The sequence below is a fragment of the Pseudomonas pichavaramensis genome (assembly GCF_050473265.1).
GTDB lineage: Bacteria > Pseudomonadota > Gammaproteobacteria > Pseudomonadales > Pseudomonadaceae > Aquipseudomonas.
Map to the genome: position 1 here is coordinate 184,369 of NZ_JBJKFJ010000003.1, position 22,520 is coordinate 206,888.

The following is a 22,520-nucleotide window of genomic DNA, read 5'->3' on the forward strand; positions in this document are numbered from 1 at the left end:
TCTGCGCCTGGCGATTGTCCAGCGCGGCCAGGATGTTTGCCTGGCTTGGCCAGTGCGCAGGGTTTGCCTGGCACTAGCGGAAATTGGTTAAATTCCTATCTATTTCCCAGCCGGCCGGAGAGCCACCCATTCATGAGCGCCCCTCGTCCCTCCCTGACTCTCACTCTGCTGCAGGCGCGTGAAGCGGCCATGGGCTTCTTCCGACCGTCGCTCAACCAGCACGGCCTGACCGAGCAGCAGTGGCGGATCATCCGCATCCTGCGCCAGTCCGGTGAGATGGAAACCCACCAGCTGGCCAGCCAGGCCTGCATCCTCAAGCCGAGCATGACCGGCGTGCTGTCGCGCATGGAGCGCGATGGTGTGGTGCGCCGCTGGAAGTCGCCGCAGGATCAGCGCCGTGTCTATGTCGGCCTGACCGAGCGCGGTCAGCAGTGCTTCGTGGCGATGAGCGAGGACATGGAGCGCAATTACCAGCGCATCCTCGAAAGCTTCGGCGCCGACAAGCTGCAGCAGTTGCTGACGCTGCTCAACGAGCTGAAACAGATCAAGCCCTGATCGAGCAGGCAGGCGCAGATGGCCACACAGGCGATTCCCAACATCGATATCGGCCAGGTCTATGATCAGCGCTATGCCGATGCCGAAGTGCATTACGAGGCGCTCGGCAAGCTTGCCGACTTCTTCGGCCGCAACATGCCGGCGCACCGCCACGACCGTTTTTTTCAAGTGCACTACATCAGCAGCGGCAGTGTGCGCGTCTACCTCGACGAGCAGGGCTATCAGCAGCAGGGGCCGCTGTTCTTTCTCACGCCGCCGACCGTGACTCACGCTTTTGTGACCGAGCCTGGTAGTGATGGTCATGTGCTGACCGTGCGCCAGCAGCTGGTCTGGCCGCTGCTCGATGAGCAGCACGGCCTGGCCCGTGGCGCAGAGGTGGCGCCGGTGTGTGTGGCGTTGGCCGAGCTGGACGAGGGTTTGCGTGCTGAGGCCGAGCGCCTTGATGGTCTGTTTGCTGCCTTGGGCCGCGAGTTTTCGGCTCGGTTGCCGGGGCGGGCGGCCAGCCTCGAGGCGTTGACCCGGCTGCTCTTTATCAGCCTGCTGCGCCTGTTTGCCGGCTCCTTGCCGGCACAGCCGGCGCGGCGCGAGGATCTGCTGATCTTTCGTCGTTTCAACGAGCTGATCGAGGCCTGCTACCGCGAGCATCTGCCGCTGGGCGACTATGCGGCGCAGCTGGGGGTGACCGAGGCGCGCCTCAACGAGGTCTGCCGGCGCGTGGCGGACATGCCCTCCAAGCGCCTGGTGTTCGAGCGGCTGATGCAGGAGGCAAGGCGTCTGCTGTTGTTCAGTGGGGCGACGGCCAATCAGATCGGCTATCAGCTGGGTTTTCGCGATCCGGCCTATTTCAGCCGCTTCTTCACCCGCCATGCCGGGCTGACGCCGGGCGACTATCGCGCCCGGCGCCGCGTCGATCAGAACAGCGGCAGGCTGTAACCGAGGATCACCCGGGTTTCGTCGATGTCGGTGCTCAGGCCACCGCTGGAGCGGAAGGTGGCGTTGCGCAGGCGCACGTTGAAGCCCTTCAGTGCGCCGTCCTGGAAGACGTAGACCAGATCGCTGTCACGCTCCCACTCCTTGCCGCCGCTGACGCTGGCCGTCTCGATATTGCGCCCGCTGACGTAGCGGCTCATGAAGCTCAGGCCGGGAATGCCGAGGCTGGCGAAGTCATAGTCGTAGCGCAGTTGCCAGGCATCGGTCTGGGCCTTGGTGAACACGTTGATGGTCACCAGGTTGACCGAGTAGGGGTCCATGCCCGGGTAGGCGAAGTCACCCTTGCCGGAGAGATTCTGGTAACCGGCGGCCACTTTGTGCGCGCCCAGGCCGAGGGTCAGCATGCCGTTGAAGAACTGGTTGTCGATGCGCCCGTCGTCCACTCGGGCGGCGCTGCGCAGATTCTGCGCGCCCTGCTCGCGGGTCGTGAAGTAGCGCAGATCGGTCTTCAGGCTGATGCCTTCGGCCAGTTGCGTGTTGTGCACCAACCCGGCGAAGTGCTGCCGGTAGAGATCGTCCATCTGCGCGTAGTAGTAACTCAGGCTCAGGTTTGGCGTCAGCGCGTAGCTGCCGCCGGCCAGGTCCAGGTGTGCACTTTCCACGCCGGCGTAGTTCATCTCGTCGTTGCTGGACGAGTCGCGCAGGTTGATCTTCTCCAGACGGCCGATGTTGAGGGTCAGGCCGTCGATCTCCTGCGAGGTGAGCAGGCTGCCGGTGTAGCTCGAAGAGAGCAGGCGGGTGTCGTTGTAGGCCGCTACCGGCAACTGTGGTTGCAGGGTGCCCAGGCGCAGCACGCTGTTGGACAGACGCACCTTGGCGGTCACGCCCAGTTCGCCAAACTGGTTTTCCGGCTCCTGGCTGTCCGCCCCAGAGGGCAGCAGGCCGGTGCCGCGGCGCGCGCGGCTGGAGTCGAGGCGAATGCCCCACTGGGCCATGGCATCCACGCCGACCCCCAGGGTGCCTTCGGTGAACCCCGATTCGAAGCGGGCGGTGAAACCTTGCGCCCATTCCTCGGCCTTGGCCTGAGCGGCGCCGCTCTGACGAAAGTCGCGGTTCATGTACATGTTGCGGGCATCCAGGCGCAGCGTGCTGTCGTCGATGAATTCGGCCAGGGCGGCCGGACTGAGGCTGCATAGCGAACCGGCCAGGCAGGCGAGGGCCGGGGAGTTACGCGGGATCCTGATCATTGTTTTTGTCTCCAGGAATAGGTCGGTGCCCATGCGGGCCGGCTCAATTTAGATCATTTGTTAACCTGTTAACAAGTGTGCGCAACGCATGCTTGGCTGCTCGTTTTAAAACTTTTCCATGCTTATATTGCTGATTTTTAAGTGTTTTATATGTTTTTGGAAAGGCTAAGACCTGCGTCGAGTTGACAGTTCTTGGTAAAAAGTTAACTTATTAAATTCATCGCGGGCGGCGCCTTCCGGCCCGCTACAGCCCTTGCGACAACAACAAGAACGGAGCTGGACCCATGAAAATGCTCAAGATGGCCTTGCTGTGCAGCCTGCTCGGCGGTGCCGGCGGCGCTCTCGCTGCCGACCGTGTGACCCTCAAGATTGCCCACTTCCTGCCTTCCACCTCGAATGCCCAGAGCCACATCATCGAGCCCTGGTGTGCCCAGCTTGGCGAGGAGTCGGTCGGACGCATCCAGTGTCAGATCTTCCCCTCCATGCAGCTCGGCGGCACCCCGGCCAAGCTGGCCGACATGGCGCGCAATGGCGTTGCCGATATCGTCTGGACGGCGCCGGGTTATTCGCCGGGCAAGTTCCCCCGAGTCGAGGCGCTGGAGCTGCCTTTCGTCCTGCCCTATGGCGGGCAGGCCGGCAACCGCATCATCTGGGATTACTACCAGCAGTACGCCCAGGACGACTTCAAGGGCTACAAGGTGCTGGTGGTGCATGGCGACGGCGGCATGAATCTGCACAGCCGTGGCAAGGCGATCCACAGCCTGGCTGATCTCACTGGCCTCAAGCTGCGTGCTTCGAGCCGCACTGCGGCGAAGACCATCGAGAGCCTGGGCGCGACCCCGGTGAGCATGCCGCCGGCGCAGATGACCGAGGCTATTTCCAAGGGGGTGGTCGATGGCGCACTGGCCGCCTGGGAAGTGGTGCCGGCAACCAAGCTCGATGAAGTCACCGAGTATCACAGCGTGCCGCCGCAGGGGCAGCCGGCCTTCGGCTACACCGTACTGGCGATGCTGATGAACCCGCGCAAGTTCAACAGCCTGCCGGCTGATCTGCAGGCGATCATCGAGCGCAACAGCGGCGCTGCGTTGTCCGAGCACTTCGCCACGGCCTGGGACGCCGCCGCCGATCAGGCCCTGGCCAATACGCCGGAGAGCGGCCGCGTGGCGATCGCACCAGAGGCCTACCAGGCCATGCAGCAGGCCTCGCAGACGGCCGTGCAACAGTGGATCAGCGAGGCGGCTGACAAGGGCCTCGACGGTCAGGCGCTGGTGCAGCACGTGCGCCAGTTGTCCGCTGTGGCTGCGCAGTAAGTCTCATGCAGGAGTCGATGGAGGTGGCGTTCGCCGAGGAACGCCCGGCGGGCTGGGTGCGCCGTATCCTGCAGCAGCTGAGCCAGGGCTTTGCCCTGGCCGGCGGGCTGCTGTTGCTGGGCCTGATTGGTATGTCGGTGGTGTCAATCATCGGCCGCAAGCTGTTTGCCACGCCAGTGCGTGGCGACATGGAACTGATCGAGGTGGGCGCGGCGGTGGCGATTGCCGCCTTCCTGCCGTTGTGCGAGCTGCGCGGCGAGCATATCCGCGTCGATGCGCTGAGCGCCTGGCTGCCGCAGCCTGTGCGCACCGGGCTGGATGTACTGGCGCATCTGCTCTGCGCGCTGGTGGCCGGGCTGCTGGCCTGGCGCACCTGGCTGCAGATGCTCGACAACCGTGAGTATGGTGACACCACCACCTTGCTGGCCTTGCCGCTGTGGCTGCCGTTGCTGCTGATCGTACCCAGCCTGGTGTTGCTCGGCCTGTGTGCGCTGGCACGTGCCGGGGAAGTCTGGCGCGGTGTCGGGAGGTTGTCATGAGCGGTCTGGTCATGGGCCTGCTGGCTCTGGGGATCACCACGCTGCTGCTGGTGCTGCGCGTGCATATCGGCATCACCATGCTGGTGGGGGGCGTGGCCTGCTTCTGGGCGGTCAACGAGGGTGATCTGTCGAGCCTGTTGTTCACCCTCAACAACCTGACGTATTCGCGGCTGTCCAACTACGACCTGGCGGTGATTCCGCTGTTCGTGCTGATGGGCCAGTTCGCCACCCATGGTGGGCTGTCGCGGGCCATCTTCCGCTGCGCCGCGGCGTTTATCGGGCACTGGCGCGGCGGCATGGGCCTGTCGGCCATCGGCGCCTGTGCCGGCTTTGGCGCGATCTGCGGCTCGTCGCTGGCCACTGCGGCGACCATGAGCCACGTCGCCTTGCCGGAGCTGCGCCGCCATCACTACAGCGGAGGGCTGGCCACGGCCAGTGTCGCGGCTGGCGGTACCCTGGGCATTCTGATTCCGCCGTCGGTGCCGTTGATCATCTATGCGGTGCTGACCCAGGAGTCGATCGCCAAGCTGTTCGTCGCTGCGGTGATCCCGGGGATTCTGGCGGTGATCGGCTACATGCTGGTGCTGCGCCTGGTGATTGGCCGCGAGTCTGAGCAGGCGACCCGTTCGCAGCCGGCTTCGTTGCAGGAGCGCGGGCGTGCGCTGCTCGGCGTATCGCCGGTGATCGGGGTATTCCTGGTGGTGATCGTCGGCATCTACGGCGGCTGGGCCAACCCCACCGAGGCGGCCTCCATCGGCGCGGCGGCCTGCGGCCTGTTGGCTGCGCTGCAGGGTGGCATGCGCTGGATGGGGCTGCGTGCCAGCCTGCTGGGCACGGCGCAGACCACGGCGATGATCTTCCTCGTGCTGCTTGGTGCCGATCTGCTCAATGCCGGTCTGGCGCTGACGCAGATGCCGGCCGAGCTGGCTCAGTTGGTGATCGACAGTGGTCTGGCGCCGATGCTGGTGTTGCTGCTGATCCTGCTGCTGTATCTGCTGCTCGGCTGTGTGATGGATTCGCTGGCGATGATCCTGCTGACCATCCCGATCTTCTACCCGATGATCATGGGCCTGGATTTCTTCGGTCTGAGCGAGTCGGACAAGTCGATCTGGTTCGGCATTCTCGCGCTGATGGTGGTGGAGATCGGCCTGATCACGCCGCCTCTGGGGATGAACCTGTTCATCGTCCAGCGCAGTGCGAGCGAGGTGCCCTATGCCGAGACCGCACGCAGCATCGTGCCGTTCCTCTGTTCCGACGTCGTGCGCATTGCCTTGCTGGCGTTGTTCCCCGGTTTGAGCCTGTGGCTGCTGACGCTCTAGGCCGTTCTCTGCAAACAGGCCGCCTGCGGGCGGCCTTCCTGATTGATGTGAGCCCTGCATGTCTGCTGCCAGTCAACCCAAGCGTCTGATCGTTCTCCTCGCCGCCCTGGTCGCCTTCGGCCCGCTGTCGATCGACATGTACCTGCCGGGCCTGCCACTGATTGCCCGTGATCTGGGCGCCAGCGAGGCGCAGGCGCAGCTGACCATCAGCCTGTTCCTCGCCGGCTTCAGCCTGGGCATGCTGGTTTACGGGCCGCTGTCTGATCGCTTCGGTCGGCGCCGTCTGCTGTTGCTGGGGATCGGCCTGTATCTGCTGGCCAGCCTGGGCTGCGTGCTGGCCGCCGATGTGCCGCAACTGGTGGGCTTCCGTCTGTTGCAGGCGCTGGGCGGGGCGGCGGCTTCAGTGTTGGCGCGGGTCATCGTGCGTGACCTGTTCCCGCTAAAGGACGCCGCGCGGGTGCTGTCACTGATGCAGCAGGTGACCATGATCGCCACCCTGGCGGCGCCGCTGCTCGGTGGCTACCTGATTCTCTTCAGCGGCTGGCGACTGCTGTTTGCCAGCCTCATGCTGTTCGCCGGCGTGTGCCTGCTGCTGGTCTACTGGCGCATCCCCGAGACCCTGGCGCATGAGTCGCGTGGGCATTCGGTGGCGCATGCCTTCCTCGCGTACGGGCAGATTGCCCGGCAACCACGGGCGCTGGGTTACATCCTGTGCATGGGCCTGGCCTTTGCCGGCATGTTTGCCTATATCACCGCTTCGCCCTTCGTTTACATCGAGTATTTCGGTGTGTCGCCGCAGCATTACGGCTGGCTGTTCGGCCTCAACATCGGCGGCATCATGGTCATGAGCTGGCTCAATGCGCGGCTGGTCCATCGCCTCGGGGTGGACTGGATGCTCGGCTTCGGTTCCGTGCTGGCGGCACTGTCCGGGGTGGCCTTGCTGCTGTGCACGGGCAATGGCTGGGGCGGGTTGCCGGCAGTGGTGGTCTGCCTGCTGTGTTATGTCAGTGTCACCGGGCTGCTGCTGGCCAACTGTCTGGCCAGCCTGATGGCGCTGTTCCCGAAACAGGCAGGTGCAGCGGCTGGGCTGGCGGTAGCGGCGCAGTTCGGCCTGGGCACCCTTGGCAGCCTGGCAGTTGGCCAGCTGTATGACGGTACGCCCTGGCCGATGGGGCTGGTGATCGGCATTACCGGCTGCGGCGTCGGCCTGGCCTGGCTGCTCAGTCGGCGTTGACCGGAGCCGCGTCAGTCTCGCGGCTGCGCAACGCGCTGAGGAAGTAGACCAGCAGCAGTACCGCACTGACCGCCATGACGCCGCGCACGCCGTAATGCGCAGCAGCGATGCCGGCGAGCAGGCCGCCGATGGCGTCGAAGCCGAAGCGGATCGAGGTGTACAGCGCCACCACCCGGCCGCGCAGAGCCTCCGGCGCTTCGCTCTGCAGCAGGATATTGGTGCCGACGTTGCTGATGGTGATGGCAAAGCCGAGCAGGGCCATGGCGCAAAGGGCATGCCACAGGTGCGTGCTGGTGGCCATCAGCAGCATGCCGGCGGCGCTCATGAGCAAAGCCAGCAGGATCAGCCGCGGCAGCGCGCGGGTGTTCTGCCGGCCGGCCAGCAGCAGGCTCGACGCCAGCGAACCGACCCCCGCGGCGCACCACAGCCAACCCAGGGTGCTGGCATCACCGCTGAAAATGTCGCGGGCAAACACCGGCAGCAGCACGGCATAGCTGGAGGCGGTGAGGTTGACCACCAGTACGCTGAGCATCAGTTGCAGCACCCGGGCATTGCCCAGGGCGTACTGCAGGCCTTCACTGAACACGTTGCGGAACGATCCGCTGGCCCGTGGCGAGGGCCCCATGCGCACACACAGCAGGCCGATCATCAGTGCCAGGTAGGAGATGCCATTGAGGGCGAAGCACAGCGCCTCGTCGAACAGCCCCAGCAGCACCCCGGCCAGCGGCGGGCCGATAAAGCGCGACAGGGTGAACAGCGAGGCGTTGAGCGCCAGAGCATTGGGCAGATCGCTGCGGTCGTTGACGAACTGGCTGAGCAGCGCCTGGCGCAGCGGTGTGTCCACCGCATTGAGCACGCCGAGCACGGCAGCCATGGCCACGATCAGGCTGGCGTTGATCAGCCCGCTGGCGGTCAGCAGCGCCAGGCTGAGGGCCTGCAGAGCGAGCGCGCCTTCCACCAGAATCAACAGCCGGCGCTTGTCGTGGCGGTCGATCCAGGCGCCGGCAAAGGGGCCGACCAGCAGTTGCGGAATCAGCGCGGCAAAGGTGGTCAGGCCGAGCAGGGCGGTGGAGTCGGTCAGCCGGTAGACCAGCCAGGCCAGCGCCACCTGCTGGATCCAGGTGCCCAGCGTGGAGATGGCGTGGCCGCAGAAATACAGACGGAAGTTGCGATGGCGCATGGCGCGCAGAGAATCGGGCCAGTCACGCATGGCAGGCGTTGCTCCGGGGGCGGCGAGGCCTGCATTCTAGTCTTTTTTGTTAGCTTGTTAATGAATTGTTTTTGGTGTCATCTCCCCGCCTTGCCGATGGGTTTGAGCATTGATGTTCATGAAAAGTGCAATCTATCCCGTGTAACGTCCATTTTTACCGGTAAATACCCTGTCCATAATTGAAATCCATTGCCAGCGCGTACGGCTGTCCGGATTGCGCTGCAGTTATTTCGTGAACATCTAATAAAAAGGATAACCTCATGAAAACAGCCAATGCGCTGCTGACCGCGCTGCAGGAAATCCTCCCCGCAATTGCCGCCAATGCCGCCCGTGCCGAGCAGGAACGCCGCGTGCCGGACGAAAATATCGCCATGCTCAAGGGCATCGGCATGCACCGTGCTTTACAGCCACGTGCCTATGGCGGTATGGAGATTTCCCTGCCGCAGTTCGCCGACTGTGTGGCGGCGCTGGCCGGTGCCTGCGGCGGCACCGCCTGGGCCTTCAGCCTGTTGTGTACCCACAGTCACCAGATGGCGATGTTCTCGCGTCAGTTGCAGGAGGATGTCTGGGGTGAGAATCGGGATGCCACGGCCAGCAGCAGCATCGCGCCATTCGGCAAGGCACAGAATGTCGAGGGCGGCATCATCCTGAACGGCGAGCTGGGCTGGAGCAGCGGTTGCGATCACGCCGAGTGGGCCATCGTTGGTTTTCGCCGCCCGGCTGGAGAGGGCGAGCCGCCGCTGTATTGCTTTGGCGTAGTGCCGCGCCGTGACTATGAAATCCGCGATGACTGGTATGTTGCCGGTATGAAGGCCAGCGGTACCAAGACCCTGATCCTCAAGGACGTATTCATTCCTGAGCACCGGATCGAAGCGGCCAAGGACATGATGGAAGGGCGCTCGGCCGGCTATGGTCTGTACCCCGACAGCAAGATTTTCTATGCGCCCTATCGCCCCTATTTCGCCAGCGGCTTTGCCGCCATCAGCCTGGGCATCGCCGAGCGCATGCTGGTGGTCTACGCAGAAAAGACCAGAAGCCGTGTACGTGCCTACACCGGTGCCAGTGTCGGCACGGCGACGCCGGCGCTGATGCGCCTGGCCGAGTCGACTCATCAGGTCGCAGCGGCGCGGGCCTTCCTCGAAAGACCTGGCAGGAACATGCCGAACACGGCGAGCGCCAGCAGTACCCGGATGCGCGCACGCTGACCTTCTGGCGCACCAATCAGGCTTACGCGGTGAAGATGTGCATTCAGGCCGTCGACCGCCTGTTCGAGGCGGCGGGTGGCAGCAGCTGGTTCGACAGCAACGAGATGCAGCGATTGTTCCGCGATTCGCACATGACCGGTGCCCATGCCTACACCGACTACGACGTCTGCGCGCAGATCCTCGGGCGTGAACTGATGGGCCTGGAGCCCGACCCGAGCATGGTCTGACGGGCTTACAGGTATCTGCGTCGCAACAGGAGACAAGCATGAACGACGTATTCGAACCACGCGCGCTGCGCCGCGTGCTGGGCAATTTCGCCACCGGCGTGACGGTGATGACTGCAGCCGTGGACGGCCGCCGGGTTGGCGTCACGGCCAACAGTTTCAACTCGGTGTCGCTGCAGCCGGCACTGATTCTCTGGAGCATCGACAAGCGTTCCAGCAGCTATGCGGTGTTCAATGATGCCGGGCACTTTGCGGTGAATATTCTCGCGGCCGAACAGATCGAGCTGTCCAACCGCTTTGCCCACCCCGGCGATGACCGCTTTGCCGCTATCGAGGTCGAAACCGGGCAGGCTGGTATGCCGTTGCTGCCGGGCTGCGCCGCGCGCCTGCAGTGCCGCCTGGTGCAGCAGATCGACGGCGGCGATCACTGGATTCTGATCGGCCAGGTGTTGGCCTTCGACGATTTCGGCCGTGCTCCGCTGCTTTATCATCAGGGCGCCTACTGCTCGCTGTTACCGCATCCGGGCACCGGCAAACGCACGGATGAACCTGCGGCCACGGCCTTCGGCGGGCGCCTGCAGGACAATCTCTATTACCTGATGACGCAGGCGGTGCGCCGTTATCAGGCCGACTACCAGCCGCGCCAGCTGGCGGCCGGGCGGCGTACCCGGGAGGCGCGCCTGCTGATGGCACTGGAGATGGACGGCGGCCTCGACGGCAGCCAGTTGCAGCAACTGATTGATCTGCCGCAGCGGGAAATTGCCGAAGGTCTCGATAGCCTGGCGGCCGAGGGGCTGCTGGTCCCGACGGCGGGCGGCCATACGTTGAGTAGTGCCGGCATGGAGCAGGCCGAGCGCCTCTGGCAGATTGCCGATGAACAGCAGCGGCGGGTGTTTGCCGGCTTCAGTCAGGAGCAGGTCGACACCTTCAAGACAGTATTGCAGGCGATCATTCGCCAGTTCTGATCAGCGCCTGTGAGGCGGTGCAGGGGCTGACGCGTGTTTGTCAGACCCCACCGTCCGTCTGGTGCTGTGTGCCTTCCTGTAGGACACTTCGCGTCCACTGCTTTCTGCAGTGTGGCGGTCGCTGCCCCGTTGGTGTTGGCAGGGTGAGCCCTGCGCACGGGCAGTCCCTATCCGCACGTCCCTTTGATCTGCTGCCCCGGTGCCGGCTCGTTGCGCCAGGGCTGGTCTGCGCCTGAAGGCAGGCTGCCGTTGGAGTTCGTTGATGTCGTACCGACCCCGCTTTACCTACAGCCTGCTGGCGCTGGCCTTGACTCCCACCTTGCTCTGGGCGGAAGAACCGACCGAGCTGGATGCCGCCACCGTGACCGGTGAGCGGGCCGACAACTACCGGGTCAAGCGAGCGTCGGTGACGGCTTATGACGATGCGCCGCTGCGCGACACGCCGGCTTCGGTGACGGTGATCAGCGAGCAGTTGCTGGCCGACCAGCAGCCCCGGTTGCTCAGCGAGGTGCTGAAGAACGACGCTTCGGTGGGCGACAGCTATGCGCCGGTGGGGTACTACGAGAACTTCGTGGTGCGCGGCTTCTCGTTGAATGCGGCGAGCAGCTACAAGATCAACGGCCGCACCATTGCCGGCGAGCAGAACGTGGCGCTGGAGAACAAGCAGCGGGTCGAGCTGCTCAAGGGCCTGGCCGGGCTGCAGGCCGGGGTGTCCGAACCGGGCGGTCTGGTCAACTACGTGACCAAGCGGGCCGCGGACGTGCGCTCGGTGACCGTCTCGACCAACGAGCAGGGCGAGCGCTACCTGGCCACCGATGTCGGCGGCTGGTTCGGCAGCGAGCAGCAGTTCGGCCTGCGCGCCAACCTGGCGCATGAGGACATCCGCTCCTATGTCGACCACTCCGATGGCAAGCGCGATTTCGCCTCGCTGGCCTTCGACTGGAACATCAGCCCCGATGCACTGCTGCAGCTGGATGTGGAATACCAGCAGCGCGAGCAGCTGTCGGCGCCCGGTTATCAGCTGCTTGGCGGGCGCCGCGTGCCCCACGGCATCGACCCCAGCGACAAGCTGGCGCACCCGGGCTGGGCCAAGCCGGTGGGCATCGATTCGCTGAATACCAGCGGGCGTTTCGAGTACCGCTTCAGCGAGGCCTGGGTCGGCGCCCTGAGTGCATCGCGCAGCCATGTGGTGATCGACGATTACAGCGCCTTCGCCTGGGGCTGCTACGGCGCCGCCAGTTGCGCCAGCGATGCGGTAGCGAACTACTTCAGCGCCGAGGGCGACTACGACGTCTACGACTACCGCAGCCCGGACGACACGCGCTGGAACGACGAGCTGGAGGCGACCCTCAGCGGCACCTTCGCCACCGGTTTCCTCGACCATCATCTGACGCTCGGCAGCGGCGCCTCGCGGCGCATCGTCGAGCGGCGCACGGCGGTCAACGAATGGGTCGGCACCGGCAATATCTACCAGCCGGCGCCCGTGCTGGCTGAGGCCAGCGCGGCGCTGAGCGACAAGACCCGGCGCCTCGACAGTCGTCAGTACGCGCTGTTCATCAACGACCGCATCCGCTTCAACGAGCACTGGCAGACCGTACTCGGCGGGCGTCTGGTCCGTCTCGACGAAGAGGCCTATGACGGCAGCGGCGTGCAGGCACGGCATACCCAGCGCAGCGAGTTCCTCCCCGATCTGGCGCTGATCTACAAGCCGCGTGAAGACACCACGCTCTACGGCCGCTACAGCGAAGGCCTGGCGCAGGGCGGCGAGGCGCCGTGGTTTGCCACGAACGCCGAGGCGATTCTGGCCCCGGCCGACTCGCGCCAGTATGAGCTCGGCCTAAAACGCGACTGGCGCCGGGTCAGTGCCAGCGTGGCGCTGTTCCGCATCGAGCGCGATTACCAGTACAGCCGGCCTAACGGCGATGGCAGCTACACCTATGTGGCCCAGGGCGAGCAGCACAACACCGGCCTGGAGCTGGCGGCCAGCGGCTGGCTGACCGAGCGCCTGCAACTGGCGGCCAGCACCGCGCTGATCCGCGCGCGGGTGACCGGCAGCGGCACGGCCGAGTACGAAGGGCATCAGGCGATCAACGTGCCGACGCTGCGCAGCAGCCTGTCGTTCGACTACCGCGTGCCGGGCTTCGACGGCCTGGCGCTGCTCGGCGGCGTGCAGTACAGCGGCAGCAAGTACGCCAGCCAGGCCGGGCAGGTGAAGGTGGATGACTACGCCGTGTTCGATCTGGGCGGGCGTTACACCCTGCGTGTCGAGGGCTACGAGACGGTGCTGCGCCTGAGCGTGGACAACCTGTTCGACAAGCGCTACTGGCGCGATGCCAGCGAGTACCTGGGCGATGGCTATCTGTTCCAGGGCGCGCCGCGCACGGCCCGTCTGGCGGCGACGGTGAGTTTCTGAAGGCTGACGCCTTGCCGGGGTTGGCCCGGCAAGGCGTTACACCTCAGCAGACCTGGGCGATCCAGTCGTTGAGGTTGTAGTAGTTGCTGATGCGCGCGACCTTGCCGTCCTTGATGTCGAAAAAGGCACCGGCCGGCAGCACGTAGGTCTGGCCGTTGGCTGGCGGCAGGCCCTCGTCGTCTGCCAGGTATTCGCCGTGGACCACGAACTCGGCGGCGGCGCGGCTGCCTTCAGCGTTCTGCATGACCACGATATCGGCCAGGCGCTCGCGGTAGCAGCGGTTCATCTTGTCCATGAAGGCCGCGAAGGTGGCCTTGCCAACCTGACGCTCGCCCTGGTTGATGTCGTGCACCACGTCGTCGGCCAGCAGGTCGAGGAAGGCGGGCATGTCGCCGGCGTTGAAGGCGGCGTAGTAGGCCTGCACCAGTTCGGTGGCGGTCATGGCTAAGTTCCTTTCGTAGTGTGGTTAGTGGTTTGCCGGCCCGCATGATAAGTTCGCCGCTTTCCGCTGGCATAGCCGCCGGCGTCATCCTGCTGCTGGCGAACGACTCCAGATGGACATCGAATTGCTCCAGGGGCCGCAGATCGCGCCCCACATCGAGGACCTCGCGCACCTGCGTATCACGGTCTTCCGCGAATTTCCCTATCTCTACGACGGTAGCCTCGATTACGAGGCCGAGTACCTCGACACCTACATGCGCAGCAAGGACAGCCTCTGCGTGCTGGTGCGTGATCAGGGCCAGGTGATCGGCGCCTCCACGGCGCTGCCGCTGGCCGACGAGACCGAAGAATTCCAGCGGCCGTTCATCGAGGCCGGCTGGAATCCGGCGCGCATCTTCTACTGCGCCGAGTCGGTGGTGTTGCCGGCCTGGCGTGGGCATGGCCTGGGCGTAAGGTTTTTTGCCGAACGTGAAGCCCATGCGCGGCGCCTGGGACGCTTCGACTGGTGTACCTTCTGCGCCGTACAGCGGCCGCTCGATCACCCACGGCGGCCCCATGACTACCAGCCGCTGGACGAATTCTGGATGCGTCGTGGCTATCGCCATCACCCCGAATTGCACACCGAATACACCTGGTGCGACCTGGACGAAACCGAGGAATCGGCCAAGCCCATGTCGTTCTGGCTCAAGGAGCTTGTCTGATGATCAAGGTTGCCACCTGTCAGTACCATATCGACCTGCTGCAAAGCTGGGAGGCTTACGCCGCGCATCTGACCGAACTGTGCGAAGAGGCCGCCGGGCAGGGCGCAGTGCTGCTGCTGTTGCCCGAGTACGCCGGGCTGGTGCTCACCGGCCTTTTGCCCGAAGCCGAGCGCGGTGATCTGCATGGCTCCATCGCCGGCATCCAGCCATTGCTACCGCGCTGGCTGGAACTGTGCGAGAGCCTGGCGCGCCGGCTCAACGTCTACCTGCAACCGGGCTCGGTGGCGGTGCTGGACGAGGATGGCGTGTATCGCAACCGCGCCTGGCTGTTCGGCCCGCAGGGCAACCTGGGTTACCAGGACAAGCTGATCATGACCCGCTTCGAGCTGGAGCAATGGAACATCGCCGCCGGTAACGGCCTCAAGGTGTTCGACACGCCGCTGGGCAAGCTGGGCATCCTGATCTGCTATGACAACGAGTTCCCCCTGCTGGCGCATACCCTGGCCGAGGCCGGCGTTGACCTGATCCTGGCGCCGAGCTGCACCGATACCGTCGCCGGCTTCTACCGCGTGCGCATCGGCGCCCAGGCCCGCGCGCTGGAGAACCAGATCGCCGTGCTGCACTCACCGACCGTCGGCCTGGCGCCCTGGTCGCCGTCGCTGGATGAGGGCTACGGCCGTGCCTCGCTTTACGTACCGTCGGACTACGGCATGCCGGCCAGTGGCATCGTCGCCGAGAGCGAGGAGCTGTGCCCTTCGCGCAGTCACTGGCTGATCTGCGAACTGGACTTGGCCGAGGTGCGTCGTGTGCGTGAGCAAGGCCAGGTATTCACCCGCCGTGACTGGCCGCGCCAACTGGATGATGGTCGGCTGGTGCTGCGTTGAGCGTGATTGCCCAAGGGCTGCCGGATTCCCCGCAGGCAGCTTACGAGCGGGCACTGGCGTCCGGCTTCGTCGCCGACGCTGCGCAGCAACGTGCGGTTCTGGCACTGCAGCACTGTCACGAGGCTGTGCACCGTGGCGAAATACCTTCGGGCGTCTATCTCTGGGGCCCGGTCGGGCGCGGCAAGACGTGGCTGATGGACAGCTTCTACAACGCCTTGCGGGTGCCGGCGCGGCGGCAGCATTTCCACCATTTCATGCAGTGGGTGCACCGTCGCCAGTTTCAGCTGACCGGCAATGCCGACCCGTTGCGCCTGCTCGCCGAGGAACTGGGCCGCGAGGTACGGGTGCTGTGCTTCGACGAGCTGTTCGTCAGCGATATCGGTGACGCCATGCTGCTTGGTCGCCTGCTCAGCCTGGTGGTGGAGCAGGACGTGGTGCTGGTGGCCACCTCCAACCAGCCGCCCGAACGCCTCTACGAGGACGGCTACAACCGCGAGCGCTTCCTGCCTGCCATCGCCGCGCTCGAGCAGCACATGCAGGTGGTGGCGGTGGATGGCGACGAGGATCATCGTCTGCATCCCGGTACGCTCTGCCAGCGCTATTGGGTGCGACAGCCTCAGGCATTGACCGAGACCTTCGCACGTCTGAGCGAAGGGCAGCCGCCAAGCCATGAGCCGCTCGAGCTGGCCCACCGCCGTATTGCCGCGCTGGCTCACACTGCGTCGCTGTTGTGGTGCCGGTTCAGTGAACTGTGCGAGCAGCCGCTGGCCGCCGCCGATTTCATCGAACTGTGCCAGCGCCACACGGCGATCTTTCTCAGCGACGTGCCTTGCCTGGGGGGACCTCCGCGGGAGGGGCGCATCGCCCGAGGCACCGAGGATGGTGCCGAGCGGGTCGATGCCGGCGATCGAAAGCTACCGGCTCTGGCGCGTAACGACGATGCGGTACGGCGTTTCATCGCCCTGGTCGACGAATGCTACGAGCGCCGCGTACCGCTTTATATCGACGCCGAGGTAGCGCTGGATGAGTTGTACACCCAGGGCTACCTCGACTTCGCCTTCCGGCGCACCCTGAGTCGTCTACATGAAATGCAGCTGCAACGCTTCGGCAGCGCCGCTCGCTAGACCGAATCTTCAGCAGCCTTGCCGGCGGGGTTGTCGCGCGTGGGCATGGCGAGCACCTCCGGCAGCACCTCGCGGGCAAAAACCTCGTGCAGGCGGCGCAATTCGGCGACCGGGTCACGGTGGTGATCGACGCGGATATCCCACAGCGGGTATTGCTCTTGGTCGACCACGTAGATCACCGCGGATGACTCGCCGTGACGGTCGCCGCCGCACTCATCGCCAGCCGCCAACGCTTCGATCAGCCGCTCGATCAATGGGCGCTGCTGCTCGCGGGAGAAGGCAGCTGCCACGGCGTCCAGCACTTGCGGGCCGACCAGGCGGTTGCCCTGCACGGAAAACTGTTCGCCGCTCAGCGAGCCGGCCCAGGGAATGCATGCGTCGCCCGTCCAACAAGCGGTGTCGCCCTGGGCGTCGATCAGTGCGCACTGGCGCAGCTGCATGCAGGGATCGGTGCCGTGCAGCTGCTGCAGCGCCTGCTGAGCGGTAAGCCCCTGGCTCAGCAGATCCAGGCCATCCAGGCCGAGGTAGGGGTTGACCTGCGCCTGGGTCGCCACGGCGCCCACCCTGGCGGCTGCATGGCTGAGCAGTTTGCCGACCGCAGGCATGGCCGTGGCGGCGGCGACACCGAACTGACCGCTGTGCGGGCAACGGGCAACGATGGAAAAGGTCATGGCACCTCCTTGGCGGTTTCCCGTTTAGGCCAGGGCCCGGCCCCTATCGTTCCGCAGGTTGTTCAACGGCCTTTGCCAGAACCGCTTGGGCGTCGTCTAATGCCGGCTGTTTCTGTCTGCAATGAGGAATCTCCGATGGTGCTTGGCCAGTCGATCGAGCAATGGTGCGCGGAATATCCACTGCTTGACGAGTTGATCGCGCTGCATGAAACCAGCTGGTTCAACCCGGGCGTCGCGCCTGCCGAGCAGGCGCTGGCCGATGTCGGTCTGAGTGCTGCCGATGTGCTCGACGCCAGCGCTCGGCTCAAGCGTTTCGCGCCCTATTTGGCCAAGGCTTTTCCCGAGACGGCCGGCAGTGGCGGCATCATCGAGTCGGATATTCTCCATTTACCGCACATGCAGGCGCTGCTGAGCGAACAGGGCGCCGGTGAGCTCGGCTCGCTGTGGCTCAAGCGTGACAGTCATCTGCCGATTTCCGGTTCGATCAAGGCCCGTGGCGGTATCTACGAGGTACTCAAGCACGCCGAGGAGCTGGCACTGGCCGCCGGGCTGCTCAGCCTCGATGACGATTACGCCTGTCTCGACAGCGATGAGCTGCGTGCCTTCTTCGGCGGCTATCAGGTGGCGGTGGGTTCCACCGGTAATCTCGGCCTGTCGATTGGCATCATCAGCGCGCGTCTGGGGTTTCAGGCCACGGTGCATATGTCCGCCGATGCTCGGCAGTGGAAGAAGGACAGGCTGCGTGCCCACGGGGTGAGCGTGGTCGAATACGCCAGCGACTACAGCGTCGCCGTGGAGCAGGGGCGGCGTCAGGCCGAAGGCGACCCGCGTTGCCACTTCGTCGATGACGAGAACTCCAGACACCTGTTTCTTGGTTACGCGGTGGCTGGTGAGCGCCTCAAGCAGCAACTGCGGGCTGCCAGCATCCTGGTCGATGACGAGCACCCGCTGTTCGTCTATCTGCCGTGCGGCGTTGGCGGCGGGCCGGGCGGTGTGGCCTTCGGGCTGAAACTGGCGTTCGGCGATGCGGTGCATTGCCTGTTCGCCGAACCGACCCACTCGCCGTGCATGCTGCTTGGCGTGCACACCGGCCGGCATGAAGAGCTGTCCGTGCAGGACTTTGGCATCGACAATCGCACGGCGGCGGACGGTCTTGCCGTTGGCAGGCCGTCCGGTTTCGTCGGACGCGCCATGCAGCGGCTGATCGACGGCTACTACACCGTCAGCGACGATCAGCTGTTTTGCTACCTGGCGCAGTTGGAGCAGAGCGAAGGTCAGCGTCTGGAGCCGTCTGCCCTGGCCGGTATGCCGGGACCGTTGCACGTGCTGGATGAACGGCAGGGTTATCGCCAGCGCATGGGGCTGACCTCGGCGCGCATGGCTCGCGCCACCCATCTGGTCTGGGCGACCGGCGGCAGCATGGTGCCGGAGGCTGAAATGGACAGCTACCTGGCGCGCGGCCGGCAACTGCTGTTGCAGCGTTCGGGTGAGGATTGACGCAGGTCTGTAGCAGCCCCGCCCCCGGGGCGAAGCTTCTCTGCCGGGGCGGGGCTCGGCTCCCACTCATGAGCGATAAGCGCCGCGCCTGAAAACGCAGAAGCCCGGCACTTGGCCGGGCTTCTTCTTGCAGCGTGGCTGCTTACTTCACTTCCACCGCCAGGCTTTCGGCGATCTTCTTGTTCCAGATCGCAGGTCCGGTGATGTGCACCGACTCACCGTTGGTATCGACGGCGACGGTGACCGGCATATCCTTCACTTCGAACTCGTAGATGGCTTCCATACCGAGTTCTTCGAAGGCCAGCACCTTGGACTTCTTGATCGCCTGGGCCACGAGATAAGCGGCGCCGCCGACGGCCATCAGGTACACGGCCTTGTTGTCCTTGATCGCGTCGATGGCTATCGGGCCGCGCTCGGACTTGCCGATCATGCCCAGCAGACCCGTCTGCTCAAGGATCTGACGGGTGAACTTGTCCATCCGCGTGGCAGTGGTCGGGCCGGCTGGGCCAACCACTTCGTCACCGACCGGATCGACCGGGCCGACGTAATAGATGAAGCGACCTTTCAGGTCCACCGGCAGTTGCTCGCCCTTGTTCAGCATGTCGACCATGCGCTTGTGCGCGGCGTCGCGGCCGGTAAGCATCTTGCCGTTGAGCAGGACGGTCTCGCCCGGCTTCCAGCTCTGCACCTCTTCCGGGGTCAGGGTGTCGAGGTTGACGCGGCGCGCGCTCGGGCCGGCTTCCCAGACGATTTCCGGGTAGGCGTCCAGATCCGGCGCTTCCAGTTCGGCCGGGCCGGAGCCGTCCAGCACGAAGTGAGCGTGACGGGTGGCAGCGCAGTTGGGGATCATGCACACCGGCAAGGATGCGGCGTGGGTCGGGTAGTCCATGATCTTGACGTCGAGCACAGTGGTCAGACCGCCCAGACCCTGGGCGCCGATGCCCAGCTGGTTGACCTTCTCGAACAGCTCCAGGCGCAGCTCTTCGATGCGGTTCTGCGGGCCACGGGCCTGCAGCTCATGGATGTCGATGTGCTCCATCAGCACTTCCTTGGCCATCACCGCGGCCTTCTCGGCGGTACCGCCGATGCCGATGCCGAGCATGCCCGGCGGGCACCAGCCAGCACCCATGGTCGGCACGGTCTTCAGCACCCAGTCGACGATCGAATCGGACGGGTTGAGCATGGCCATCTTCGACTTGTTCTCGGAGCCGCCGCCCTTGGCCGCGACGTCCACTTCCACTTTGTCACCCGGAACCAGGGAGTAGTGGATGACGGCCGGGGTGTTGTCCTTGGTGTTCTTGCGGGCACCTGCCGGGTCGGCCAGGATCGAGGCGCGCAGGACGTTTTCCGGCAGGTTGTAGGCGCGACGAACGCCTTCGTTGATCATGTCGTCGACGCTCATGGTGGCGCCGTCCCAGCGCACATCCATGCCGACCTTGACGAACACGGTGACGATGCCGGTGTCCTGGCAGATCGGGCGGTGGCCGGTGGCGCACATGCGCGAGTTGATCAGGATCTGCGCCATGGAGTCCTTGGCGGCCGGCGACTCTTCCTTCAGGTAGGCCTCGTGCATGGCCTGGATGAAGTCGACGGGGTGGTAATAGGAGATGAACTGCAGGGCGTCGGCGACGCTCTGGATCAGGTCGTCCTGTTTGATCACGGTCATTGGGGCGCTCCTCTATCAGGGAACATCTATAAGGAAGCGCCGAATCATGACCCGGCGCAACGGCGAAAGGGCATCTGAAAAAGACACTGCGGCCTGGTTGGCCTGTGCTATGCGTCGCAGGCTCACATCGCTGTGTCGTTTCCAGGTGCCCCAAAAGGCGCGGCAGTATAACGCGCCGGCCGCGACCGGCACAGCCGCCGAAGGTCGATGGTAAAGGCTGTGGGCGGTTATCGGCGGCCTAGGCTTTTTGTGATCACAGGGGTAGAGTAAGGCTATATGCCATTATGGGATGGAGCCCATGAGCTCAAGCACTCCACGAGGAACGCAGCGCAGTCTGCAGAGCCTTTTGCTCAAACGCTTCGCCATGGCCGTGACCACTTACGTGATGATGGCGCTCGTCTGCTGGTTTGCAGTGTTCAATGGCCTGTTCAGCGGTTCTCTCTCCACCGCAGCCTGGTTGACCATCGGGGTCTTCGCCAGCCAGCTGATATTTCTCTGGCTGTTTCTTTCCGGGCGCAACCTGCGTTTCGACGATCCCAGCCTGACCGAAGCCCAGGTCCTGGTGGCGCTGGCCTGGCAGCCGCCAGTACTGGCTTTCTTCGACACTGCCCGTGGCGTGCTGATGGTTTTCTACGTACTGATTCTGCTGTTCGGCGTGTTCCAGTTGCCGCCGCGGGTATTCGTACGCTGCGCGTTGTTCGCCTTTTTCGGGTTCGCCGCCATGGTGCTGATCGAGGCCTACCGCATGCAACTGGTCGACCCGGGTATGGCCTGGCTGCAGGTATGGGTGTTGTTCATCCTGCTGGTGTGGCTGTGTCTGTTCTCCAGTTATGTACAGGCCATGCGCAAGCGCATGCGCCAGCGTCGTTTCGCCTTGCAGGCGCACCAGGACACACTGCGCGGCATGATGCGGCAGCTGGAAGATCTGGTGGCGACCGACGAACTTACCGGGCTGTTCAACCGGCGTCATTTCCTGCGTCTGGCCACTCGCGAGCTGGAGCACCTTGGGCATGGTCGCCGGCATGGTCTGGCGTTGATCGACCTGGACCATTTCAAGCGGATCAACGATGCTCATGGCCATGCTGCCGGTGACCGGGTGTTGCAGACCTTCGCCGCAGTCGCCCGCGCCTGCCTGCGTGATGGCGACATCATTGCCCGCTACGGCGGTGAGGAATTCGTCTTGCTGTTACCCAATACCGATGCCGATCAATTCACCGCCTGCTGCGAGCGGCTGCGCGAGGCCTTCGCCAAGGCCGAGCCACTGGGGGTACAGGTGGACAATCTCAGCCTATCTGCTGGCATGACACTGCTGTTGGCCGGGGATGACCTCGATGAAGCCCTGCACCGCGCCGATCAGGCGCTGTACCAGGCCAAGCGTGGCGGGCGCAATCGCTGTGATGCCAGCTGGGAGGGCGCCGGTGCCTGAGCTGCGTGTGGGCGATCGGCAGTTGCAGGTTGCCAGCCAGAGCAATCTGCTCGATGCCCTGCTCAGCGGCGGCGTGGCGGTGCCCCACAGCTGTCGTGCCGGCAGTTGTCATGCCTGCATGGTGCGCTGTCTGAGTGGTGAGCCGCTGGATCGTCAGCCCGAAGCACTGGCGCTCGACAAGCGCGCCGAGGGCTGGCGTCTGGCATGTCAGTGCCAGGTGGTCGAAAACCTCGAAGTAGAACCCTTCGACCCGCAGCGCGACGGCCTGGCTGCCAAGGTCGTGTCTCTCGACTGGCTCAGCCCCAACGTATTGCGCCTGCGTCTGCAAGCGGCCCGGCCGCTGCGCTATCGCTCCGGCCAGCACATGGTGCTGTGGACCGAGCAGGGCACAGCTCGGCCATATTCACTGGCTAGCCTGCCGGGTGAGGATGACTGGCTGGAGTTCCATATCGATTGCCGCAAGCCCGGCGCCTTCTGCGATGCGGCGCGCCGGCTGCAGGTCGGCGATGGCCTGAGGTTGGGCGAGCTGCGCGGCGGTGCCCTGCATTACGATGCCGACTGGCAGTCGCGGCCGCTGTGGTTGCTGGCTGCCGGCACCGGTCTGGCGCCGCTGTATGGCGTACTGCGTGAGGCATTGCGCGAGCAGCACCAGGGCAGCATCCGCCTGTTTCATGTCGCGCATGACGCCGCCGAGCATTATCTGGGGAGCGAGCTGCAGGCACTGGCGGCGCAGCATGCGAATTTGCAGGTCGAGTTGGTGACGGCGGCGCAGTTGCCGGCTGCTTTGGCCGAACTGCGCCTTGTTTCACGGCAGACCCTCGCCTTACTCTGCGGCCATCCCGAATCGGTCGAAAGCTTCTCGCGGCGCCTCTACATGGCGGGTTTGCCGCGCAGTCAGATGCTTGCCGACGTTTTCCTTCCCCGCGCCTAGGGTGGGCCCGGCTGCCGAGGCGTGTGGT

19 protein-coding genes and 1 pseudogene are annotated in these 22,520 nt (G+C 64.8%); 15 read left to right on the forward strand and 5 right to left on the reverse strand.

What is annotated here, in order from left to right; all coding sequences use genetic code 11:
- Positions 1-132 precede the first annotated feature (132 nt).
- Entirely contained in the window at positions 133-555 is a 423-nt protein-coding gene (gene hpaR, locus ACJRW5_RS06625; RefSeq protein ID WP_484569738.1) for a homoprotocatechuate degradation operon regulator HpaR, read from the forward strand.
- Positions 556-573: 18 nt separating this feature from the next.
- Positions 574-1,488 carry a 4-hydroxyphenylacetate catabolism regulatory protein HpaA gene (gene hpaA, locus ACJRW5_RS06630; protein ID WP_484569739.1) on the forward strand — a complete coding sequence of 305 codons (915 nt, stop codon included), beginning with the start codon at positions 574-576 and terminating at the stop codon, positions 1,486-1,488.
- Here the strand turns inward: hpaA and ACJRW5_RS06635 are convergent.
- Complete coding sequence (locus ACJRW5_RS06635; protein ID WP_484569740.1) at positions 1,467-2,732, reverse strand: OprD family porin; 1,266 nt, start codon at positions 2,730-2,732, stop codon at positions 1,467-1,469. The two genes, hpaA and ACJRW5_RS06635, sit on opposite strands and share 22 nt — an antisense overlap.
- Positions 2,733-3,016: 284 nt before the next feature.
- Between ACJRW5_RS06635 and ACJRW5_RS06640 the strand changes: the two genes are divergently transcribed.
- Genes ACJRW5_RS06640 through ACJRW5_RS06655 form a run of 4 tightly spaced genes read left to right on the forward strand, consistent with a single transcriptional unit; the run spans position 3,017 to position 7,134 of the window.
- Positions 3,017-4,042, forward strand: a complete 1,026-nt coding sequence (locus ACJRW5_RS06640) for a TRAP transporter substrate-binding protein (RefSeq protein WP_484569741.1) — start codon at positions 3,017-3,019, stop codon at positions 4,040-4,042.
- 5 nt (positions 4,043-4,047) lie between these two features.
- Positions 4,048-4,581, forward strand: a complete 534-nt coding sequence (locus ACJRW5_RS06645) for a TRAP transporter small permease (protein WP_484569742.1) — start codon at positions 4,048-4,050, stop codon at positions 4,579-4,581.
- Positions 4,578-5,900: a TRAP transporter large permease gene (locus ACJRW5_RS06650; RefSeq protein ID WP_484569743.1), complete on the forward strand. Its 1,323-nt coding sequence runs from the start codon at positions 4,578-4,580 to the stop codon at positions 5,898-5,900. Before ACJRW5_RS06645 ends, ACJRW5_RS06650 begins: the two co-directional genes overlap by 4 nt.
- 58 nt (positions 5,901-5,958) lie before the next feature.
- Complete coding sequence (locus ACJRW5_RS06655) at positions 5,959-7,134, forward strand: Bcr/CflA family multidrug efflux MFS transporter (RefSeq protein WP_484569744.1); 1,176 nt, start codon at positions 5,959-5,961, stop codon at positions 7,132-7,134.
- Here the strand turns inward: ACJRW5_RS06655 and ACJRW5_RS06660 are convergent.
- The gene (locus ACJRW5_RS06660; RefSeq protein WP_484569745.1) at positions 7,121-8,344 is read right to left on the reverse strand and encodes an MFS transporter; all 1,224 of its coding nucleotides are present in this window, start codon (positions 8,342-8,344) and stop codon (positions 7,121-7,123) included. The two genes, ACJRW5_RS06655 and ACJRW5_RS06660, sit on opposite strands and share 14 nt — an antisense overlap.
- Positions 8,345-8,604: 260 nt before the next feature.
- On the opposite strand from ACJRW5_RS06660, the pseudogene ACJRW5_RS06665 reads away from it, so the two are divergent.
- From ACJRW5_RS06665 to ACJRW5_RS06675, 3 genes and pseudogenes are all read left to right on the forward strand, one after another.
- Positions 8,605-9,776 (forward strand): annotated as a pseudogene (locus ACJRW5_RS06665) (p-hydroxyphenylacetate 3-hydroxylase oxygenase component).
- A 38-nt stretch (positions 9,777-9,814) separates the two neighbouring features.
- Positions 9,815-10,738, forward strand: a complete 924-nt coding sequence (locus ACJRW5_RS06670) for a p-hydroxyphenylacetate 3-hydroxylase reductase component (RefSeq protein ID WP_484569746.1) — start codon at positions 9,815-9,817, stop codon at positions 10,736-10,738.
- Positions 10,739-11,000: 262 nt separating this feature from the next.
- On the forward strand, positions 11,001-13,151 hold the full coding sequence (locus tag ACJRW5_RS06675; protein ID WP_484569747.1) for a TonB-dependent siderophore receptor: 2,151 nt from the start codon (positions 11,001-11,003) through the stop codon (positions 13,149-13,151).
- A gap of 43 nt (positions 13,152-13,194) precedes the next feature.
- Here ACJRW5_RS06675 and ACJRW5_RS06680 read toward each other — a convergent pair whose 3' ends face one another.
- Positions 13,195-13,593 (reverse strand): nuclear transport factor 2 family protein, encoded by a 399-nt coding sequence (locus ACJRW5_RS06680; RefSeq protein WP_484569748.1) that lies wholly within the window; start codon positions 13,591-13,593, stop codon positions 13,195-13,197.
- Between the two features lie 112 nt (positions 13,594-13,705).
- Here ACJRW5_RS06680 and ACJRW5_RS06685 point away from each other — a divergent pair, with 112 nt between their 5' ends.
- The 3 genes from ACJRW5_RS06685 to zapE are packed head-to-tail and all read left to right on the forward strand — an operon-like array spanning position 13,706 to position 16,301.
- Positions 13,706-14,293, forward strand: coding sequence for a GNAT family N-acetyltransferase (locus tag ACJRW5_RS06685; RefSeq protein WP_484569749.1), 588 nt, complete (start codon positions 13,706-13,708; stop codon positions 14,291-14,293).
- Positions 14,293-15,177, forward strand: coding sequence for a carbon-nitrogen hydrolase family protein (locus ACJRW5_RS06690; protein WP_484569750.1), 885 nt, complete (start codon positions 14,293-14,295; stop codon positions 15,175-15,177). Before ACJRW5_RS06685 ends, ACJRW5_RS06690 begins: the two co-directional genes overlap by 1 nt.
- Positions 15,174-16,301, forward strand: coding sequence for a cell division protein ZapE (gene zapE / locus ACJRW5_RS06695; RefSeq protein WP_484569751.1), 1,128 nt, complete (start codon positions 15,174-15,176; stop codon positions 16,299-16,301). Before ACJRW5_RS06690 ends, zapE begins: the two co-directional genes overlap by 4 nt.
- Here the strand turns inward: zapE and ACJRW5_RS06700 are convergent.
- The gene (locus ACJRW5_RS06700) at positions 16,298-16,972 is read right to left on the reverse strand and encodes a DUF1028 domain-containing protein (RefSeq protein WP_484569752.1); all 675 of its coding nucleotides are present in this window, start codon (positions 16,970-16,972) and stop codon (positions 16,298-16,300) included. The genes zapE and ACJRW5_RS06700 overlap by 4 nt on opposite strands.
- 135 nt (positions 16,973-17,107) lie before the next feature.
- Here ACJRW5_RS06700 and dsdA point away from each other — a divergent pair, with 135 nt between their 5' ends.
- Complete coding sequence (gene dsdA / locus ACJRW5_RS06705) at positions 17,108-18,469, forward strand: D-serine ammonia-lyase (RefSeq protein ID WP_484569753.1); 1,362 nt, start codon at positions 17,108-17,110, stop codon at positions 18,467-18,469.
- 142 nt (positions 18,470-18,611) lie between these two features.
- Here the strand turns inward: dsdA and ACJRW5_RS06710 are convergent, their stop codons facing one another.
- Positions 18,612-20,135: a fumarate hydratase gene (locus tag ACJRW5_RS06710; protein WP_197856182.1), complete on the reverse strand. Its 1,524-nt coding sequence runs from the start codon at positions 20,133-20,135 to the stop codon at positions 18,612-18,614.
- A 298-nt stretch (positions 20,136-20,433) separates the two neighbouring features.
- Here ACJRW5_RS06710 and ACJRW5_RS06715 point away from each other — a divergent pair, with 298 nt between their 5' ends.
- Both ACJRW5_RS06715 and ACJRW5_RS06720 read left to right on the forward strand, forming a co-directional pair.
- The gene (locus ACJRW5_RS06715) at positions 20,434-21,561 is read left to right on the forward strand and encodes a GGDEF domain-containing protein (protein WP_484569754.1); all 1,128 of its coding nucleotides are present in this window, start codon (positions 20,434-20,436) and stop codon (positions 21,559-21,561) included.
- Positions 21,554-22,492, forward strand: coding sequence for an iron-sulfur-binding ferredoxin reductase (locus tag ACJRW5_RS06720; RefSeq protein ID WP_484569755.1), 939 nt, complete (start codon positions 21,554-21,556; stop codon positions 22,490-22,492). Before ACJRW5_RS06715 ends, ACJRW5_RS06720 begins: the two co-directional genes overlap by 8 nt.
- Positions 22,493-22,520 lie beyond the last annotated feature (28 nt).

Bases quoted from the DNA above. Each gene is read 5' to 3' on its own strand.
- hpaR (WP_484569738.1), top strand. From the start codon at position 133: ATGAGCGCCCCTCGTCCCTCCCTGACTCTCACTCTGCTGCAGGCGCGT.
- hpaA (WP_484569739.1), top strand. From the start codon at position 574: ATGGCCACACAGGCGATTCCCAACATCGATATCGGCCAGGTCTATGAT.
- ACJRW5_RS06635 (WP_484569740.1), bottom strand. From the start codon at position 2,732: ATGATCAGGATCCCGCGTAACTCCCCGGCCCTCGCCTGCCTGGCCGGT.
- ACJRW5_RS06640 (WP_484569741.1), top strand. From the start codon at position 3,017: ATGAAAATGCTCAAGATGGCCTTGCTGTGCAGCCTGCTCGGCGGTGCC.
- ACJRW5_RS06645 (WP_484569742.1), top strand. From the start codon at position 4,048: ATGCAGGAGTCGATGGAGGTGGCGTTCGCCGAGGAACGCCCGGCGGGC.
- ACJRW5_RS06650 (WP_484569743.1), top strand. From the start codon at position 4,578: ATGAGCGGTCTGGTCATGGGCCTGCTGGCTCTGGGGATCACCACGCTG.
- ACJRW5_RS06655 (WP_484569744.1), top strand. From the start codon at position 5,959: ATGTCTGCTGCCAGTCAACCCAAGCGTCTGATCGTTCTCCTCGCCGCC.
- ACJRW5_RS06660 (WP_484569745.1), bottom strand. From the start codon at position 8,344: ATGCGTGACTGGCCCGATTCTCTGCGCGCCATGCGCCATCGCAACTTC.
- ACJRW5_RS06670 (WP_484569746.1), top strand. From the start codon at position 9,815: ATGAACGACGTATTCGAACCACGCGCGCTGCGCCGCGTGCTGGGCAAT.
- ACJRW5_RS06675 (WP_484569747.1), top strand. From the start codon at position 11,001: ATGTCGTACCGACCCCGCTTTACCTACAGCCTGCTGGCGCTGGCCTTG.
- ACJRW5_RS06680 (WP_484569748.1), bottom strand. From the start codon at position 13,593: ATGACCGCCACCGAACTGGTGCAGGCCTACTACGCCGCCTTCAACGCC.
- ACJRW5_RS06685 (WP_484569749.1), top strand. From the start codon at position 13,706: ATGGACATCGAATTGCTCCAGGGGCCGCAGATCGCGCCCCACATCGAG.
- ACJRW5_RS06690 (WP_484569750.1), top strand. From the start codon at position 14,293: ATGATCAAGGTTGCCACCTGTCAGTACCATATCGACCTGCTGCAAAGC.
- ACJRW5_RS06700 (WP_484569752.1), bottom strand. From the start codon at position 16,972: ATGACCTTTTCCATCGTTGCCCGTTGCCCGCACAGCGGTCAGTTCGGT.
- dsdA (WP_484569753.1), top strand. From the start codon at position 17,108: ATGGTGCTTGGCCAGTCGATCGAGCAATGGTGCGCGGAATATCCACTG.
- ACJRW5_RS06710 (WP_197856182.1), bottom strand. From the start codon at position 20,135: ATGACCGTGATCAAACAGGACGACCTGATCCAGAGCGTCGCCGACGCC.
- ACJRW5_RS06715 (WP_484569754.1), top strand. From the start codon at position 20,434: ATGAGCTCAAGCACTCCACGAGGAACGCAGCGCAGTCTGCAGAGCCTT.